The sequence below is a fragment of the Mesorhizobium muleiense genome (genome assembly GCF_900099905.1).
GTDB lineage: Bacteria > Pseudomonadota > Alphaproteobacteria > Rhizobiales > Rhizobiaceae > Mesorhizobium > Mesorhizobium muleiense.
The window spans coordinates 42560-58838 of record NZ_FNEE01000004.1 but is presented as its reverse complement, the minus strand read 5'-3'; the positions used below and the strand labels follow the sequence as shown (position 1 = coordinate 58838).

Here is a 16279-nt window from a genome sequence, read left to right as displayed (position 1 = left end):
CATGACCACCCGCATCGACCGCCGTATGGCCAAACTGAAGGCCGAAGGGCGCCCGGCACTCGTCACCTATTTCATGGGCGGCGACCCGGACTACGACACCTCCCTGTCGATCATGAAGGCGCTGCCCGGCGCCGGCAGCGACATCATCGAGCTCGGCATGCCGTTTTCCGATCCGATGGCCGACGGCCCGGCGATCCAGGCGGCCGGCCTGCGCGCGCTGAAAGGCGGGCAGACGCTGGTCAAGACGCTGAAGATGGCTTCGGAATTCCGTGCCACCGACAATGAAACGCCGATCGTTTTGATGGGCTACTACAATCCGATCTACATCCACGGCGTCGACCGCTTCCTCGGGGATGCGCTGGCCAGCGGCATAGACGGGCTGATCGTCGTCGACCTGCCGCCGGAAATGGATGAGGAGCTTTGCATTCCAGCGCTGAGGGCCGGCATCAATTTCATCCGGCTGGCGACGCCGACCACCGACGACAAGCGCCTGCCCAAGGTGCTGCAGAACACCTCCGGCTTCGTCTATTACGTGTCGATGACCGGCATCACCGGCTCGGCGCTTGCCGACACCGGCAAGGTGGCGGCGGCGGTCGGGCGCATCAAGGGCCATACCGACCTGCCGGTCTGCGTCGGCTTCGGCGTCAAGACCGCCGAGCAGGCGCGCATCATCGGAGCGTCGGCCGACGGCGTCGTCGTCGGCACTGCGATCGTCAATGCGGTCGCCAATGTTCTGGGGCCGAAGGGCGAAAAGACCGCCGACCCGGCCGAGGCGGTCGCCACGCTGGTCAGCGGGCTTTCGCAAGGCGTGCGCGCGGCCCGCCTTGCTGCCGCCGAATAGTCTTGATCTTCTGGTTGACCATGATCTCCACCGAAAACCGGTTTCCACTTTTCGGGATCATGGTCTAACTCTTCGTCAGGACAGGAGCCGAAGCGATGAACTGGATCACCAACTACGTTCGACCGAAGATCAATTCGATGCTCGGCCGGCGCACCGACATGCCTGAAAACCTCTGGATCAAGGATCCGGAGACCGGCGAGATGATCTTCCACAAGGATCTGGAGCAGAACCAGTTCGTCATCCCGTCCTCCGGCCATCACATGAAGATCTCGGCCAGGGAGCGGCTGAGATTCTTCATGGACGACGGCAAGTACGAGATGCTCGAAAACCCCAAGGTGGTGCAGGATCCGCTGAAATTCCGCGACGAGAAGCGCTACACCGACCGGCTGAAGGACGCCAAGGCCAAGACCGGGCTGGAGGACGCGATCATCAATGCGCTGGGCACCGTCGAAGGCCTGCCGGTGGTGGTGACCGTGCAGGACTTCGCCTTCATGGGCGGCTCGCTCGGCATGGCCGCCGGCGACGCCATCGTTCGTGGCTTCGAGGTCGCAGTGCAACGCAAGCGGCCGCTGATCCTGTTCGCGGCCTCCGGCGGCGCCCGCATGCAGGAGGGCATCCTGTCGCTCATGCAATTGCCGAGAACCACGATCGGCGTCGATCGGCTGAAGGAAGCCGGTCTTCCCTATATCGTCGTCCTGACCAACCCGACTACCGGCGGCGTCACTGCCTCCTACGCCATGCTGGGTGACGTGCACATCGCCGAGCCCGGCGCGCTGATCGGCTTTGCCGGGCCGCGCGTCATCGAGCAGACGATCAGGGAAAAGCTGCCCGACGGCTTCCAGCGCTCCGAGTATCTGATGGAGCACGGCATGGTCGACATGGTGGTGTCGCGGCTGGAGATGCGCCAGACGATCGCACGGCTCCTGAAAATGCTGCTCAAGCTGCCGGAAGAAGAAAAGCCGCTGGAACTGGAAATCCTGCCGCCGGTGGCGGTCCCGGCGGAAGCACGCCCGCAAGCCTGACGCGACATCCGTCGTCGCGAACTGCGATTGCGCGCCATCTGTGGCGCTGTAGCATCTTGATTTCACGCATGATTCCTTTCCGAGAATCGATTTCGATTTTTCGGGGTCATGCGCTAGGATTCTCCCATGAGCACGCTTGCCGCCGACCGCGAAATCGAAAGCCTGATGTCGCTTCATCCGAAGGGCTTCGATCTTTCGCTCGACCGCATTTCGCGGCTGCTGGAGCGGCTTGGCAATCCGCAGGACCATCTGCCGCCGGTCATCCACATCGCCGGCACCAACGGCAAGGGCTCCTGCGCCGCGTTTTCGCGGGCGCTACTCGAAGCGGCCGGCCACCGCGTCCATGTCCACACATCGCCACATCTGGTGAACTGGCATGAGCGCTATCGGCTGGCCGCCGATGGCGGCGGCAGGCTGGTCGAGGACGAGGTCTTCGCCGATGCCATCGCCCGCGTCGCCAAGGCCAATGAAGGCCAGAAGATCACCGTCTTCGAGATCCTCACCGCCGTCACCTTCCTGCTGTTTTCCGAACATCCGGCAGATGCCGTCATCATCGAGGTCGGCCTTGGCGGCCGCTTTGATGCCACCAATGTCGTCACCGAGCCGGCGGTGTCGGTGATCATGCCGGTCTCGCTCGATCACGAATCCTTTCTCGGCGACCGTGTCGAACTGATCGCAGCCGAAAAGGCCGGCATCATCAAGAGCGGTTGCCCGGTGGTCATCGGCGCGCAGGAAAGCGAAACGGCGCTTCAGGTGCTTATCGAAACCGCCGAGCGGCTCGACTGTCCCGCCTTCGTCTATGGCCAGGATTTCCTCGCCTTCGAGGAAAACGGCCGGATGGTCTATCAGGACGAAGACGGGCTGATGGACCTGTCGCCACCGCGGCTGCCAGGGCGCCACCAGTTCGCCAATGCGGCGGCGGCGATTGCGGCGGTCAAGTCGGCAGGTTTCGAGATCAGCCATCGCGTCGCCGACAAGGCGATGGCCAATGTCACCTGGCCGGGGCGGATGCAGAAATTGCCGCAAGGCAGGCTGACGGAACTGGCGCCAAAGGGCGTCGACATCTGGCTCGACGGCGGCCACAATCCCGGCGCCGGCGTGGTCGTCGCCGAGGCATTGGCCGAGCAGGAGGAAAAAAACCCGCGGCCGCTGTTCTTGATTTGCGGCATGATCAACACCAAGGACCAGAGCGGCTATTTCCGCGCCTTCAAGGGCCTGGTGCGGCATGTCTACACGGTGCCGGTGAGCCTCAGCGAGGCCAGTGTGCCGAATGACGAACTGGCGATCCGCGCCGTCGAAGCCGGCCTGTCGGCCGAACCGGTGAGCTCCGTCGCCAATGCGCTGATGCTGCTGCGCGACACGTGGGACGGACCGCCGCCGCGCATCCTGATCAGCGGCTCGCTCTATCTGGCCGGCGCGGTGCTGGCCGAAAACGGCACGCCGCCGGTTTGAGGCGCCGGTTCACCAGGCCATGATGACGGACTTCGTCAAATCACCACGAGGCGCCAGTCATGATCAAGGTAAAACAGCTCGCTCACGTTTGCATCTTCGCAGATGATCTCGAAGTGACGCGAAGCTTCTATCGGGACGTCCTCGGCATGGACACCCAGTTCAACTTCCTGCGCGACGGCAAGATTTTCGGTTTCTACCTCAATTGCGGCAGCCGCAGCCACGTCGAGGTGTTCCGGAAAGACGGGGCCAGCTATAGCGACCTGAACCAGATCAACCACTTCTGCCTTGAAGTGGAAAACCTTGACGCCGCGATCGCCCACGTAAGAGCGAAAGGCGTTGAAGTCACGTCAAAGAAACACGCATGCGATGATACCTACCAGGCGTGGATTCGCGATCCTAACAACGTGAAGATAGAACTGTTTGAGTACACAAAGAAAAGTGCGCAGTTCGTCGGAGGCGATCGTATCGCGGATTGGTGATCGCCTCACGCCTATGGCGGAGACGCCCTCGGTGGGGACTACTTCAGCTCAATCTCGATGAAGGCATACTCGCCCTCATTGGCATTGATGACGTCATGCTCCACGCCCTCCTTGCGGAAATAGGGCGCCCCCTTCTTCATTTCGGCGAAGGATTCGCCGTCCTTGGTCAGGAGCTTGAGCTTGCCGTCCATCAGCGGCACGACGACATAATCATGGCCATGGCGGTGCCAGCCGGTATTGTCGCCCGGCGCGAAGCGGTATTCGGTGACGATGACGCGCTCATTGTCGATGAAGACGGTGGCCTTGGCGGATCCGGTCATGTCGTTCTCCTGCTTTAAGCCAGACAAGAACATGGGCCGGCAAGTGGCGAGTGCCACGGCGGACCAGCCGCATGACCCAGAAAATCCGAATCGATCTTCGGTCAGATCAAGTGCTGCAGCGTCCTTCGCGCGTCCAGGGGGAGGCGCGGCACATTAGATGACGCAGCAAAAAGCCCGGCGCGAGGGCCGGGCTTGTCTGCGGATTTCCGCCGGATCAGGCGAGATTGCCGTTGATCCAGTGCGACAGCGCCGTCTTCGGCGCGGCGCCGACCTTCATGTCGGCCATTTCGCCGCCCTTGAAGATCATCAGCGTCGGGATCGAGCGCACGCCGAACTGCGCGGCCAGCTCGGGATTCTCGTCGATGTTGAGCTTGGCGATCTTGACCTTGCCGCCGAGTTCGATGGCGATGTCTTCCAGCGCCGGCGCGATCATCTTGCACGGGCCGCACCATTCCGCCCAGAAATCGACGACGACCGGTTCCTTGGCGTCAAGCACATCGGTCTGGAAATTGCTCTTGTCGACCTTGACGGTGGCCATGCGAAAATCCTTTCGAGAGTTATTGTCGCACCAAATGTGGTGGTGATCGCGCCCTTCTTCAAGCAGCTGTTGTGTCACGCTCCCGTGAGTCGGGCAAGGGCGTCGTCCATCGCCGCCGGCGGCAGCTCGATCAATCGCGGCGCTTCAGTGAACAGCAGCGCCGCCGAGACCTCATGCCCGGGATAAAGCGGCTGGAGCAGTGCGCGATAGAGCGCGAGTTGCAAGACATAGGCCGGTGGAACGTCCGCCAGCGCTGCAGGCGCCGGCCGGTTGGTCTTGTAGTCGACGATCGACACCCTGCCTGATGTGACCGCCAGCCGGTCGATCTTGCCGGAGATCGAGCGCAGCTTGCCCTTGACCTCCAGGCTGCCCATGACCGCGACCTCAGCGCGTGAATTCGGCGCAAACAGCTGATCGAAGCGGCTGTCGGCAAGGATCGCCGCCACTGAAGCCAAGGCCTTGTCGCGCTCGGTTTCAGGCCATTGCGCGCCAGCGCGCTTGAGGTAGCGCTCCGCAGCATCGCGGCGTTCGGTCTCGGCAATACCGGGCAGCATCTGCAGCAATTTGTGCAGCGCCAGCCCCCGCATGACCGCAAAGCCAGGTTCTGCCTCGGTGTCCAGCACCGGCGAGCCGGTGTCGACTACGGCTTGCCTGGCCTCATCGATCAGCGCCGAGGCGCCGGACGGCGACAGCGGCCGCGGCAGATCCTCGAAGGGCGGCAAAGGCTGGAACAGGCTCTTCGGCAACGGCTCGAACTGTTGCGCCTGCCGCGCCGCTTCGGCGGCCGCCTGTGCGACCGGCGGCAATTTTGTCACGTGAAAGCGATGCACGGTCTCGCCGGTGGCGGGATGCTGCCGCTCGATGCTTTCGGGCGCGCCGACCAGCGCGCGGCTGACGATCGAGTGCCAAGTGCCGGCATTCGGCACCCGCTTGCCGTGATAGCCGCAGACGATCAGCCGGTCCTCGGCGCGGGTCATGCCGACATAGAGCAGCCGGCGGTATTCGTCGTCGGCCAGTTCGCGCGCGCGGACCGAAGCGGCCCGCGAAAAGCCATTGGCGACATCGCCGGCCGAACGCCAGAGATAGCCCTTGCCGTCCCAGTGTTGGCCCGAGCCATCGAACGGCATCAGTCGCGGCAGATGCTGATCGCTGAACGGCGCCGAGCCACCATCGGCCAGGAACACGACGGGCGCCTCGAGGCCCTTGGCGGCATGCACGGTCATGACGCGAACCTCGTCGCGGGTCTGGTCCATTTCGCGCTTGATCTCGGGGCCGGCATTCTCCAGCGTCGACAGGAAGGATTCCAGCCCCGGCAGGCCGGTCCGCTCCTCGGCCAGGCAGAAGCTCAGGAATTCGTCGAGGATGTCGCCGGCTTCCGGCCCGAGCCGCGCGACCATTTTCTTGCGCAAGCCGTCGCGGGCGAGAGCCCCGGCATAGAATTCGAACACCGGCCTGAATGCGGCTTCATCGGACCATGTGTCGAGTTGGGCAGCGATTGCGGCCAACGCGGCGCTTTCGCCGGCTTGCTGCCTGAGCGAAGCGATCAACGAGAGGCCGGACGGCCGCTCGCCGGCGAGCGCGAAAAGCGTCTCTTCCGAAACATCGAAAATCGGGCTGCGCAGCACGGCGGCAAGCGACAGATCGTCCTCAGGCTGGACAAGAAAGTGGCCGAGCGCGATCAGGTCCTTGACCGCGATATGACCGGGCAGGCTGAGGCGGTCGGCGCCGGCGACCGGGATGTCGCGGCGCTTCAGTGCGCGCGTCAGCGCATGGACGAAACGATCGCGCTTGCGCACCAGCACCAGCACGTCGCCGGGCTGAAGCTTCTTGCCGCGGCCTTCGATGATCTCGCCGGCGCCGATCCAGCCGGCAATGGTTGCCGCCACGTTTTCGGCAATACGCACCGCCGGCGCATGGGCGTGGTCGACGGCTTGCGTCCAGTCGTCGGGTTCGTCGACGACGTCGGCGCCGATCGACGGCCAGACCTCGACATAGCCCGGCGCATCGCTGCGGATCGCCTTGTGGGTCAGCGGGTCGGGATCGTGGCTGATGCCGCGCCGCACGAGCGGGTCGGCAAAGACACGGTCCACCGCCGCAAGCACGTCTTCGGTCGAGCGGAACGACCAGGTCAGCTTGAGATCGGCGAAGGCGGCTTTGGCGTCGCGCACTTTTGCGGAAAACAGCAGCCTTGAGTCGGCGAAGGAGTCGGGCGCCGCTCCTTGAAAGGAATAGATCGACTGTTTTTCGTCGCCGACGGCGAACACCGTGCGGTGAACATTGTCGCGTGCGCCGAGCCCGGCAAAGAATTCCTCGGCCAGTCGCTTCACCACCTCCCACTGGTCGGGACTGGTGTCCTGCGCCTCGTCGAGCAGGATATGGTCGATGCCCTGGTCGAGCTTGTATTGCACCCAGGGGCCGGCGTCGGGCCGCGCCAGGAGATTGACCGTTCGGGTGATGAGGTCGTTGAAATCGAGGAAGCCGCGGGCGCGCTTCAAGTGCTCGTAGCGGGCGATCAGCCAGTCGGCGATGGTCAGCGCGGCACATGTGCCCTCCATCATCCTGAACAAGGCCAATCGGTCGGAGATTTCGAGAATGGCATCGACCGCTGACAGATAGCGCTCGGCAAGATCCGGCAGCCGGTCGAGCAACGCCTTCTTGAACATTGCCGGCTCATAAGGCTCGCCATCGCCTCGCAGGAAGGCTTTTGCCAGCAGATGCAGCCGGCGAACCGGATCATCCTCGGCGAAGGCAAGGCGCGCATAGGGCAGAACGTTGTTGAGTACGGTGCGGGCATCGGCGGCTTCAGCAGCACGGGCGAAGGTGATGAAATAGTCCGGCAGGAAGCCCGGCAGCGGCCAGACGGACGCCGCCAGGCCATCGGCGGTCTGGCCGGCGCGAAACCTGAACTCGTCGAACAGCGCCTGAAAACCACCGCCGCCAGCCGCGCTGATGAAGGCGCGCAGACCTTCGCGCTTGCGCACGATCTCGGCCAGCAAGGCGTCAAGCCCGTGTTCGCCGCCGCGTTCCAGAATGGTGGCGAAAGCCTCGGCCAGCTCCGCATCGCCGGCCGCCGTGCCCGAGATCATGTCGCGGCGGGCGGCGGCGAAGAGCGACGCCTCCATCTGCGGATCGAGCATTTCGAAATGGGCCGGTATGTTGGCTTCCAGCGGGAACTGGTGCAGCACCGATTCGCAGAAGGCGTGGATGGTCTGGATCTTCAGCCCGCCGGGCGTCTCCAGCGCCTCGGCGAACAGGCGGCGGGCGCGGCGCATGGCTTCGCGATTGGGCTGGCGACCGTCCAGCGCCTCTATCCTTGTCGCCAGTTCTGCATCGCCAAGCGCCGTCCATTCCGACAATGTCGAAAACACCCTGTTCGACATGTTGGCGGCGGCGGCGCGGGTGTAGGTCAGGCACAGGATCTTCGACGGATCGGTGCCACGCAGCAGAAGACGGATGACACGCTGGGCCAGCACATGGGTCTTGCCCGATCCGGCGTTGGCCGACACCCAGGCGGAATTTTGCGGATCTGAGGCGCTTGCCTGGCTGACGGCGGTATCGGTCGGGATGGGATAGGCCTTCTTCATGCCTCCCCTCCCTCGTCGTCGGCGTCGCCGCCGGCAGACCATTCGAGCACGCGGGCGAGATGGTCGTAGTCGCCGTCGGTCTCGCCCTCGCGGAACGGCAACGCCCGCGACAGGTATCCGGTCGCCGGGTTGGCATAGTGGATCAGCAGTTTTTCGAGCCGCGCCCAGGCTTCCTCGGCGAGGTCTGCGGCGGTTCGCGGCTTGCGGTTGTATTCGAGGATGGATTCCTCGAACACCTCGCCGTTCGGCTTCAGCCTGATGAAGGCCAACTGCGACGGCTCGCGCGCGCCAAGCCCCTTGAAGGCGCCTCGCCTGAGCAGCGCGCCCTCGAGCGCCAGTTGCGGCGAAAGCAGCGTATGGGCCTGCGCCTTCGACGGCGAAGAGCCGGTCTTGTAATCCAGGATGTCGGCCATGCCGCCGGCCAGGAGATCGACACGATCGGCATAGCCGGACAGCGTCACGCCGGACTGGCCGACGCCGGTTTTCTCGGCGTGCTCCTCGGCATGCCGCATTGTCACGGCGAAGGCGCGGCCGCGTTCCCATTCGATGATGCCGGCGGCGAGCTTTTCGAAACGCGGCCACCACACCGCCTCGACATCGGGAGGAAGGGCCGCCTCGGCAAAGCATGCGCGGCCGGCGGCAATGAGACCGTCCAGCGCCTCCGGCACAAGCGGATCGGCTACGGTCCGCGAAAAGAGATGCAGGATGGCGTGAAACAGCGTGCCGCGTTCGGCAGCACCCGGGTCGCGGATGACCGGGTCGAGCGGCATCAGGCGGAGGATCCTCCTGGCATAGATCGCGTAAGGGTCGCGGCGCAGCGTTTCGATCTCGGTGACCGAGAAATGTTGCGGCCGCACATCCAGCGGTGGCTTCGGCTGCGGCCGCGGCGCGAAGTCTCTTCGTTCGCCGGCATCGAGCGCACGGGCCCAGGACAGGAATTCATCACCACGCCGGCGAAGCACCGCCGCATGGTCCTTGCCTATGAAGGTCAGGAGGCGCTGCAGCCAGCGCGACGGCACCGCCGGCGCGTCGCCGGAGCGGGCGGAGCGCGCCAGCACCACTTGCTTCGCCCCCATCGCCATCTGGAAATCATGGGCGGCCAGGCCGATGCGCCGTTCGGGCGGCTCGAGATCGATGCCGGTCTTCATCAGCCGGGACATGAAGCGGTCGCTTTCCGGTTTGCGCGGCCACACGCCTTCGTTGAGCCCGCCAATGACCAGCGTGTCGACGTTCTGCAACCGGGCTTCCAGCGCACCCCAGATGGCGATGTTCCTGTCGGTGCCTTGTGCCGGCTTGACCGTCTCGGGCGCGATCAACGCCTCCATCACGTCGGGCCATTCGTCGGCCGCGAAGGAGAACGACGCCGAGGCAGCGACCAGCCCGCGCAAGAGCTCGGCGAGCTTTTCACCGGCATCGCCGGCATAGAGTCCGCTCAGACTGCCATCCGCGGTTCGGCCGAGACTTTCGAGCGCGACGACGCTGGCCCGCACAAGCGTGGCAAGATCGGCATTCTCCTCGTCGCGATAGGCAACCAGCGGCGCAAGCGCGGCGGTTAACCGGATCAGCAGGTCTCGGGCTTCTTCGATGCGCCTGACCGAAAGCCGCGATCGCCAGAAGGGCGGGCGGCGATTGCCGCGATCGTCGAATTCGAGGAGCCGGGCATCGAAGAGCTCCGGCAGCGAGGCGACGTCGGGGCGGCCGGTGCCGCCGCGCAGCGCCACCAGTTCAACGATCTCCACCGCGCGACGGACGCTAGTGCGTTCCAGACCGAGGCCAAGCAGCGGGTGCTTGAGCAGCGACAGCAGGGCCACGGGATCGCCGGGGCGGAACGCCGCCTGAAGCGCCAGTCTGAGCAGGCTGGCGGCTGGCGTGTTGATGAGCGGTGTGCCGCCCGAATCGTCGGCGACGACACCAAACCGCAACAGCTCGACCGAGACGCGCCGCGCCAGGGCGCGGTCGCCGGTGACGAGCGCGGCACGCTGGCCGGGCTGTTCGACGGCGCGTTTCAGCGCGACGGCGATCGCCACTGCTTCGTCGCGCTCGCCGGCGGCTTCGAGCAGCGTCACGTCGGCGAAGGCCTCGGTAATATCGCCGGTCGTAAAGCGGGCGCGCGTCTCGACCCACAGCTCGGTGGTCTCGGCCGGCCGCAGCGCCTCGCCGACAAGTGCGGCGCGCAGCGCGAGCGGCCTTTCGGCAACGGCGATCTCCTCGACATCGCCGCGCAGCACGCCGATCTTGCCGATCAGTTTTGCCAGGCCGTATTGCGGGTGGCCAAGCAAGGCTGGCCGCGCGCCGGGCACCGCAATTGCCTGGAATGACGGCTCATCCAGCATCAGGTCGAGGCCGGGCAGCACGACCGCGCCGCTGGGCAGGCCGGCGATCACCGCAAGCAATTCAGCGGTGGCGGGAATGGACCCGGTGGAGCCGGCGGCGATCACCGGCCCGGTCGGCGGATTGCGCTTCAGCCGCGCTGCTTCCAGCCTTATCAGCGCATTGCGATGCGCAGCCGGGTTGGAGCGATTGCGTTCTTCGAGGAGATTCGGCCAGTTTTCGGTGACGATGCTCAGGAAGTCGAGCGTCACTTGCCACCAGCCGGCGAGGTTGCCGGTCACCAGATCGGCAAGCCTGATCCAGTCCGTGCCTTCCGTCTCGATCTCGTCCATCAGCCGGGCCAGGTCGCGCGCCAGCCAGATGGCATCGGCGGCCGACGCCGGCACGACGATCTCCTCGTCGAAAAGTGCCGCGACATGCGCCGGCAGGCGGCGTTTCCAGGCGCGCACCAGCGGCGCCAGCAGCAGCAGGCGCTCGATCGCGGCGATCGGCGGCGCGAGGTCGATGGCGGCCGATGCGTCGGCCTCGAACGCGGCCTCGTTCTCGTCGAACTCGCCGAGCGGGCGGATGACCGGCAGTATCGCGGAGCGGCCACCCAGACAGTCGACGAAGACGCCGCGCAGCGCCCGCGCGGCGCGGCGCGTCGGCACGTAGATGGTGGCGTCGGCCAGCGCCAGCGGGTCGCCGTCGAAGCGGAAACCGGAAACGAGGCGCCCTGACAGCAGGGCCTCGGCCAGCGTCGGCAGAAACGGCGCTCCGGGCGGGATCGAGAAAACGCGGCGGGAGCCGCTCATTTCAACTCGGTGAGAGCGCTGGTCAACTCGGTAAGAGTGCCGGGCGACTCAGCAAGAGCGGTGGCAACGACCGCTTCCGCAAGCGGAATGGCGTCGGGCGTGCCAACGGTGATCCAATGGCCGTGCATCACCATGCCGTACAGGCGGCCGGCTGCGATGGCCGCATCAAAATAGGCGTTGAGCGAGTGTGGGCCGGCCGGCGCATCCTTGAAAAGCCTGGGATGGACGATCGCCGCGCCGGCATAGATCAGGCCTGTCGGGTCGCCTTTCGAACGCCGCAAGGCGCCGTCCGGCGCCATCAGGAAATCGGTGCCGCCGCTGTGTCCGGTTGCTGACTGGGAATCCGCGAGCATCAGCAGAATATCCATTTTCGCCGCGTCCCATGCAAGGGCGAGGCGGGCAAGGTTGGGCACGCCGCTGTCGATCCAGAAGGTGTCGGCGTTGACGATGTAAAAGGGAGCCCCTCCCAGTTCCGGCAAAGCATGGACGATACCGCCGGCGGAATCGAGCAGTCTTTGGCTTTCGTCGGAAATGACGACGCGCGGCGCGCGGCGCGCGGCGACGTGGGCGACGATCTGCTCGGGAAAGTAATGGACGTTGACGATGGCCTTGTCGACGCCGGCACGGGCCAGGCCGTCCAGGCTCCAGTCGAGCAACGTCTTGCCTGATATCCTGACCAGCGGTTTCGGCATTGTGTCGGTGATTGGCCGCATGCGCTTTCCCAGCCCGGCGGCAAGCACCATTGCGGTTTTGGGGCGTGTCGTCACAGCGGCCGTTCCTCCAGCAGCCCTTGGGCGGTATAGAAATCCCGCAGGCCGGCCAGTGCCGGATGCGCCAGCGCCCGCCGGAGATAATCGCGTATGCGCGGCAGGTGTTTCAGATAATAGGGCTTGCCGTCCCGCTTTTCGAGCCTGACGAAAATGCCGAGGATCTTCGAATTGCGCTGCGCCGCCATGATCGCATAGGTCTCGACGAATTCGTCCTCGTTGAAAGCACCGGCCTTATGGCGCGCGGCGATATAGGCATCGACCGTCCGTCGCTCGATCTCAGGCGAGATCGTAACCCGGGCGTCCATGGCGAGAGAGGCGAGATCGTAGGCGGAAGGGCCGATCAGCGCGTCCTGGACATCGACGATGCCAAGGCGATCGTGACCGGTACGTTCGCCGCGCCAGATGATGTTCGGCGAATGAAAGTCGCGCAGCATGAGTGTGTATTCGCGACCCTCCAGCCGGTCGAGGGCCGCGTTCCATTGCTTGGCATAGCCGGCGCGCAAGGCATCGCTTGCCGGGCCGCCTGAAATCGCCGGCACATACCAGTCGAGCAGCAATTCGGCTTCGATCATCATGGCGTCGCGGTCGAAAGGCGGCACGTCGTGAAAGACGCCGGGCGCGGCCTCGATGCGATCGGGCCACGTCTTGCCGTGCATCATGGCAAGCAGTTCGGCCGCCGCCGCGTAGCGCTCCGCCAGCGGCTGACCGTGCTGGCCGAGAAATCCCTCCGAGCCGAGATGCTCCATGAGAAGAAAGCCCTGGTCCAGGTCCTGAGCGTGGATTTCCGGGGCGCTGACGCCGCCGGCCCGCAATGCCCGATCGATGGCGACGAAGGCGGCGACGGACTGTGCGGTGTGGGCGATCACCGCATAGGGCTTGCCGTCGCGGACCGGCGGCCCGAGCACCAGCCGCGGCGAGTTCATCAACACGCGCGGCGGCAGGCCGGCCAGCGAGACGAGCTCATAGGAGCGGGCCGAGGCGTCGCCGATAAAATAGTGTCTCTGCGCTTCACCCCAGCCGGCTCTTTCGAGAAAATTGCGCATGGCCAGCGAGCGCGCCGCGCGCTCGAAGGCAGCGCCTTGTCCCGACAATCTCGCCAGGCGCCCGTCGTCCTGATGGACGAGGTCGATCAGCACCGAAGTCTTGGGCAAATAGGCCTCTGCCCGCTCTGGCCATTCGACCAGGGCAGCGCCTTGCGCCAGCGCCTCGTCGAAACCCAGTTCGTCCAGTTCGGACGCCGCGGACAGGCGGTAGAGGTCGAAATGATGCACGGGAACGCGCGCCTCATAGCTCTGGACCAGCGTGAAGGTCGGGCTCGGCACGTCGAGACCGGCATCGTCGGTCATTGCCCTGATCAGCGCCCGCGCCAAACTCGACTTGCCGGCGCCGAGATCGCCTCTGAGAGCCAGCACGTCGCCGGGGCGCAGCGACATGGCCAGATCCTCGCCCAGCCTTGCGGTCGCAGCCTCGTCGGCGAGAAAACGCTCCAGCACCATGCCTGCCATCGAGCGCGCTACTCGGCCGCCGCGCGGATGCCGGACGGCGTGTCGGGAAAGGCACAAATGACGGTCGTGCCCATGTCCTTGCCGGTTTCGATGCGGACACTGCCGCCATGCAGTTCGACAAAGCTCTTGACGATCGACAGGCCCAGGCCGGGGCCGCGCCGGCGGCCGCCATTGGTGCGCGGTTCGAAACGGCGGAACACGGAATCGAGCAGGTCCGGCGGCATGCCGGGACCGTCGTCGTGAACGGAGAATTCCACGCCTTCGGCAAGCGAGCGGCAGGCGAGCGTGATGGTGCTCGCCTCCGGTGCGTAGTTCGCGGCATTGCTCAGCAGGTTGTAGAGGATCTGGCGGATGCGGATTTCGTCGCCGTGGAACGTCTTTGGCGCAGTGGTCGCATCGATCTTGAGCCTGATCGCATGCTCCTCCAGCCGGTCGGCAACAAGCTCGGCAGCGGCAGCGATGGTCCGGTCGACGTGAACTTCGGAGATATCGAGCTCCATGATGCCGGCATCCACGGTCGCCAGATCGAGGATGTCGTTGACGATGGTGAGCAGGACCGAGGAAGACGAACTGACATGCTCGACATATTCGCTCTGCTTCTGGTTCAATGGCCCGGTCGAGGGCAGCGAAAGCAGCTCGGTGAAGCCGATGATGTTGGTCAGCGGCGAGCGCAGCTCGTAGGAGACGTGCTGCACAAACTCGTTCTTGAGCTGGTCGGATTTTTCCAGCGCCTCATTCTTGTCCTTCAGCGCCCGCTCGACATTGACGCTGTCGGTGACGTCGACGAAGGTCATCATCACCTGCCCGTTGGGCAGCGGGATCATCGCGTAGCGCAGCACGGTGCCGTTGTTCAGCTCGGTCTGGCCGTGGCGGTCGCGGCGCTCGTCGTCGAAACCGGTGACGGCGGCAACGAACCCGCGCCAGGGGCTGTCGGCGGCGCGCCGGTCGCACAGATCGCGGATCGTGGAGACGTGAACGTTGGACTTGGCGGCGTCGGCGTCGAGCCCCCAAAGTGCTGCGAATGCCGGGTTCGACAATCTGAGCCTGCCGTCGGGGCCGAACACGGCTACGCCTTCGGCAAGATTGTCGAGCGTTTCGCCCTGGACCCGCACCGCGGTCTGGTAGCGGCTTTCAAGGTCCATCTTCTCGGTCAGGTTCTCGAACACCCAGGTGACGCCACCTTTGGGCTGCGGATTGGCGACGACGCGGATGGTCTTGCCGTCCGGCAAATGCCACCAATGTTCCTGCGACTCGACCGCGCGATAGGCGCCAAGCAGGCTTTCCTTCCAGCGCCGCCATTCAGGCTGCTCGGCGATCTTGCCTTCGCTGCGCAGCCGGTCGAGCAACAAGGCGTTGTCCGGAGCGCTGTGCAGGAAGCCGGCGTCGAGACCCCATAGTTTCTGAAACGCCTGGTTGAAAAACCGCAGTTTTTCGTCGGTATCGAAAATCGCCACGGCGGTGTTGAGCTGGTCGAGCGTGTCGGCATGGCTGCGCACGGTCCGCTCATATTCGCTACGGATCGTTTCGATGGCGCTGGTGTCGCAGGCGAGACCCGCCGAGCCGTCCGCGCCGGCGAAGTCGGTCACGGCGAACATGCGGCGGTCGCCTTCGATCACGGTGGAAAGCGCCTGCTCGAAGACGGGATGCGACTTGTGCTGCGCAGCGATTGCATCGCGCGCCTGGCCGCCCAGGAACTCCTTCGCGTCGCGAACCGCAGCTTCGGCGTTTTCCGCCTCGACCGCCCTGGCATAGGCGCGGTTGACCCATTTCAGCCGCCCGTCCGCCGAGCGCAGCCAGGCTGGCATGCTGAGTGCGTTGAAAAGACCGAGCATGGTGTCATAGGCGGCGGCAAGGCGCTGGTTCTCAATTCTTAGCCTGGCCTCGCTTCGCTGCGTTTCAGAAAGCGAGACGAAGCGGACGAGCACGTGTGCTGCGCTCTTGCGGCCGTGCACTTCGAGCGGCGCCCCGGCCTGCGATTCGATGACGAGATCGAACGGCTTCGCCTTTTCCCGCAGTCCCGCCACGGCATTCTCGAGCGCCGCCGCCGAGCGCGGCATCAGCCAACGGCCAAAGGCGAGGAAGGCGGCACGGTCTTCCGGAGCCCCGCTTTCAACCGGCAATGTCCCGACGAGCTCGGGCTTTTTGTTTTCCGATGCCCACACGACGACACGCTGGTCGCGCAGGTTGAGCAGCGCCTCGGAGCGCTGCAGCGCAGCGTTGACGTCGGCCAGGCGGGCTCTGAGTTCGCCATTCTGGGCCGAGGTGCGCGCCCGTTCGCGGATCAGGAAAATGGCCGAGACAAGTGCCGCGCCCATGACGCCGACAAACATGGCGAGTTGCATGACCTCGACCGTGCTGACCGACAGCCCGGCTTTGGGCGCAGCCGCGTGGGATGCAGCAGCCGGTCCAGCATGTGCCGAAAGGCCAAGCAGCGGGCCGGCGAGCGCGGAAGAAGCAAGCAATTTTCCGACGCGGGCGCCAGCGCGCCATAAGAGGCTTCCGCCTCTGGCAGCGGAACCCGTGGTCACCATATCGTTGTGGCCGCCGGAAACGGCCTGTCCCGCGCAAGGCGGGTAATCCCCCGGCATGTCCTGGTCCTCTTCGCCGCCTGAATGCAAGACCGCCCTGATGCGGGCCTCGGCC

The 16279-nt window shown here is 65.2% G+C and carries 11 protein-coding genes; 4 read left to right on the top strand and 7 right to left on the bottom strand.

Features of this window, described 5'->3' with window-relative positions:
- Window position 1 precedes the first annotated feature (1 nt).
- The 4 genes from trpA (at window position 2) to BLT09_RS09860 (ending at window position 3794) form a co-directional block, all read left to right on the top strand.
- Window positions 2-841, top strand: coding sequence for a tryptophan synthase subunit alpha (trpA, locus tag BLT09_RS09875; RefSeq protein WP_023796892.1), 840 nt, complete (start codon window positions 2-4; stop codon window positions 839-841).
- Window positions 842-936: 95 nt separating this feature from the next.
- Window positions 937-1863, top strand: coding sequence for an acetyl-CoA carboxylase, carboxyltransferase subunit beta (gene accD, locus BLT09_RS09870; RefSeq protein ID WP_091592587.1), 927 nt, complete (start codon window positions 937-939; stop codon window positions 1861-1863).
- Between the two features lie 126 nt (window positions 1864-1989).
- The gene (locus BLT09_RS09865; protein WP_091592584.1) at window positions 1990-3315 is read left to right on the top strand and encodes a bifunctional folylpolyglutamate synthase/dihydrofolate synthase; all 1326 of its coding nucleotides are present in this window, start codon (window positions 1990-1992) and stop codon (window positions 3313-3315) included.
- A gap of 59 nt (window positions 3316-3374) precedes the next feature.
- On the top strand, window positions 3375-3794 hold the full coding sequence (locus tag BLT09_RS09860) for a VOC family protein (protein ID WP_091592581.1): 420 nt from the start codon (window positions 3375-3377) through the stop codon (window positions 3792-3794).
- A gap of 38 nt (window positions 3795-3832) precedes the next feature.
- Here BLT09_RS09860 and BLT09_RS09855 read toward each other — a convergent pair whose 3' ends face one another.
- The 7 genes from BLT09_RS09855 to BLT09_RS09825 all read right to left on the bottom strand — a co-directional run bounded on the left by BLT09_RS09855 (window position 3833) and on the right by BLT09_RS09825 (window position 16224).
- Complete coding sequence (locus tag BLT09_RS09855; protein ID WP_023796896.1) at window positions 3833-4114, bottom strand: cupin domain-containing protein; 282 nt, start codon at window positions 4112-4114, stop codon at window positions 3833-3835.
- Window positions 4115-4328: 214 nt separating this feature from the next.
- On the bottom strand, window positions 4329-4652 hold the full coding sequence (gene trxA, locus BLT09_RS09850) for a thioredoxin (RefSeq protein WP_091592579.1): 324 nt from the start codon (window positions 4650-4652) through the stop codon (window positions 4329-4331).
- 74 nt (window positions 4653-4726) lie between these two features.
- Complete coding sequence (gene addA, locus BLT09_RS09845) at window positions 4727-8236, bottom strand: double-strand break repair helicase AddA (protein ID WP_091592577.1); 3510 nt, start codon at window positions 8234-8236, stop codon at window positions 4727-4729.
- Window positions 8233-11361 carry a double-strand break repair protein AddB gene (gene addB, locus BLT09_RS09840; RefSeq protein ID WP_091592575.1) on the bottom strand — a complete coding sequence of 1043 codons (3129 nt, stop codon included), beginning with the start codon at window positions 11359-11361 and terminating at the stop codon, window positions 8233-8235. The genes addA and addB overlap by 4 nt, the downstream gene beginning before the upstream one ends.
- Complete coding sequence (locus BLT09_RS09835) at window positions 11358-12128, bottom strand: nucleotidyltransferase family protein (RefSeq protein WP_091592573.1); 771 nt, start codon at window positions 12126-12128, stop codon at window positions 11358-11360. Before BLT09_RS09835 ends, addB begins: the two co-directional genes overlap by 4 nt.
- Window positions 12125-13636, bottom strand: a complete 1512-nt coding sequence (tsaE, locus tag BLT09_RS09830; RefSeq protein ID WP_091592572.1) for a tRNA (adenosine(37)-N6)-threonylcarbamoyltransferase complex ATPase subunit type 1 TsaE — start codon at window positions 13634-13636, stop codon at window positions 12125-12127. Before tsaE ends, BLT09_RS09835 begins: the two co-directional genes overlap by 4 nt.
- Before the next feature lie 8 nt (window positions 13637-13644).
- Complete coding sequence (locus tag BLT09_RS09825) at window positions 13645-16224, bottom strand: sensor histidine kinase (RefSeq protein WP_091592571.1); 2580 nt, start codon at window positions 16222-16224, stop codon at window positions 13645-13647.
- Window positions 16225-16279: the final 55 nt, after the last annotated feature.

Excerpts from the sequence above, each read along its gene's own strand:
- BLT09_RS09865 (WP_091592584.1), top strand. The coding sequence starts at position 1,990 with ATGAGCACGCTTGCCGCCGACCGCGAAATCGAAAGCCTGATGTCGCTT.
- trpA (WP_023796892.1), top strand. The coding sequence starts at position 2 with ATGACCACCCGCATCGACCGCCGTATGGCCAAACTGAAGGCCGAAGGG.
- BLT09_RS09860 (WP_091592581.1), top strand. The coding sequence starts at position 3,375 with ATGATCAAGGTAAAACAGCTCGCTCACGTTTGCATCTTCGCAGATGAT.
- BLT09_RS09825 (WP_091592571.1), bottom strand. The coding sequence starts at position 16,224 with ATGCCGGGGGATTACCCGCCTTGCGCGGGACAGGCCGTTTCCGGCGGC.
- trxA (WP_091592579.1), bottom strand. The coding sequence starts at position 4,652 with ATGGCCACCGTCAAGGTCGACAAGAGCAATTTCCAGACCGATGTGCTT.
- addA (WP_091592577.1), bottom strand. The coding sequence starts at position 8,236 with ATGAAGAAGGCCTATCCCATCCCGACCGATACCGCCGTCAGCCAGGCA.
- accD (WP_091592587.1), top strand. The coding sequence starts at position 937 with ATGAACTGGATCACCAACTACGTTCGACCGAAGATCAATTCGATGCTC.
- tsaE (WP_091592572.1), bottom strand. The coding sequence starts at position 13,636 with ATGGCAGGCATGGTGCTGGAGCGTTTTCTCGCCGACGAGGCTGCGACC.
- BLT09_RS09855 (WP_023796896.1), bottom strand. The coding sequence starts at position 4,114 with ATGACCGGATCCGCCAAGGCCACCGTCTTCATCGACAATGAGCGCGTC.
- addB (WP_091592575.1), bottom strand. The coding sequence starts at position 11,361 with ATGAGCGGCTCCCGCCGCGTTTTCTCGATCCCGCCCGGAGCGCCGTTT.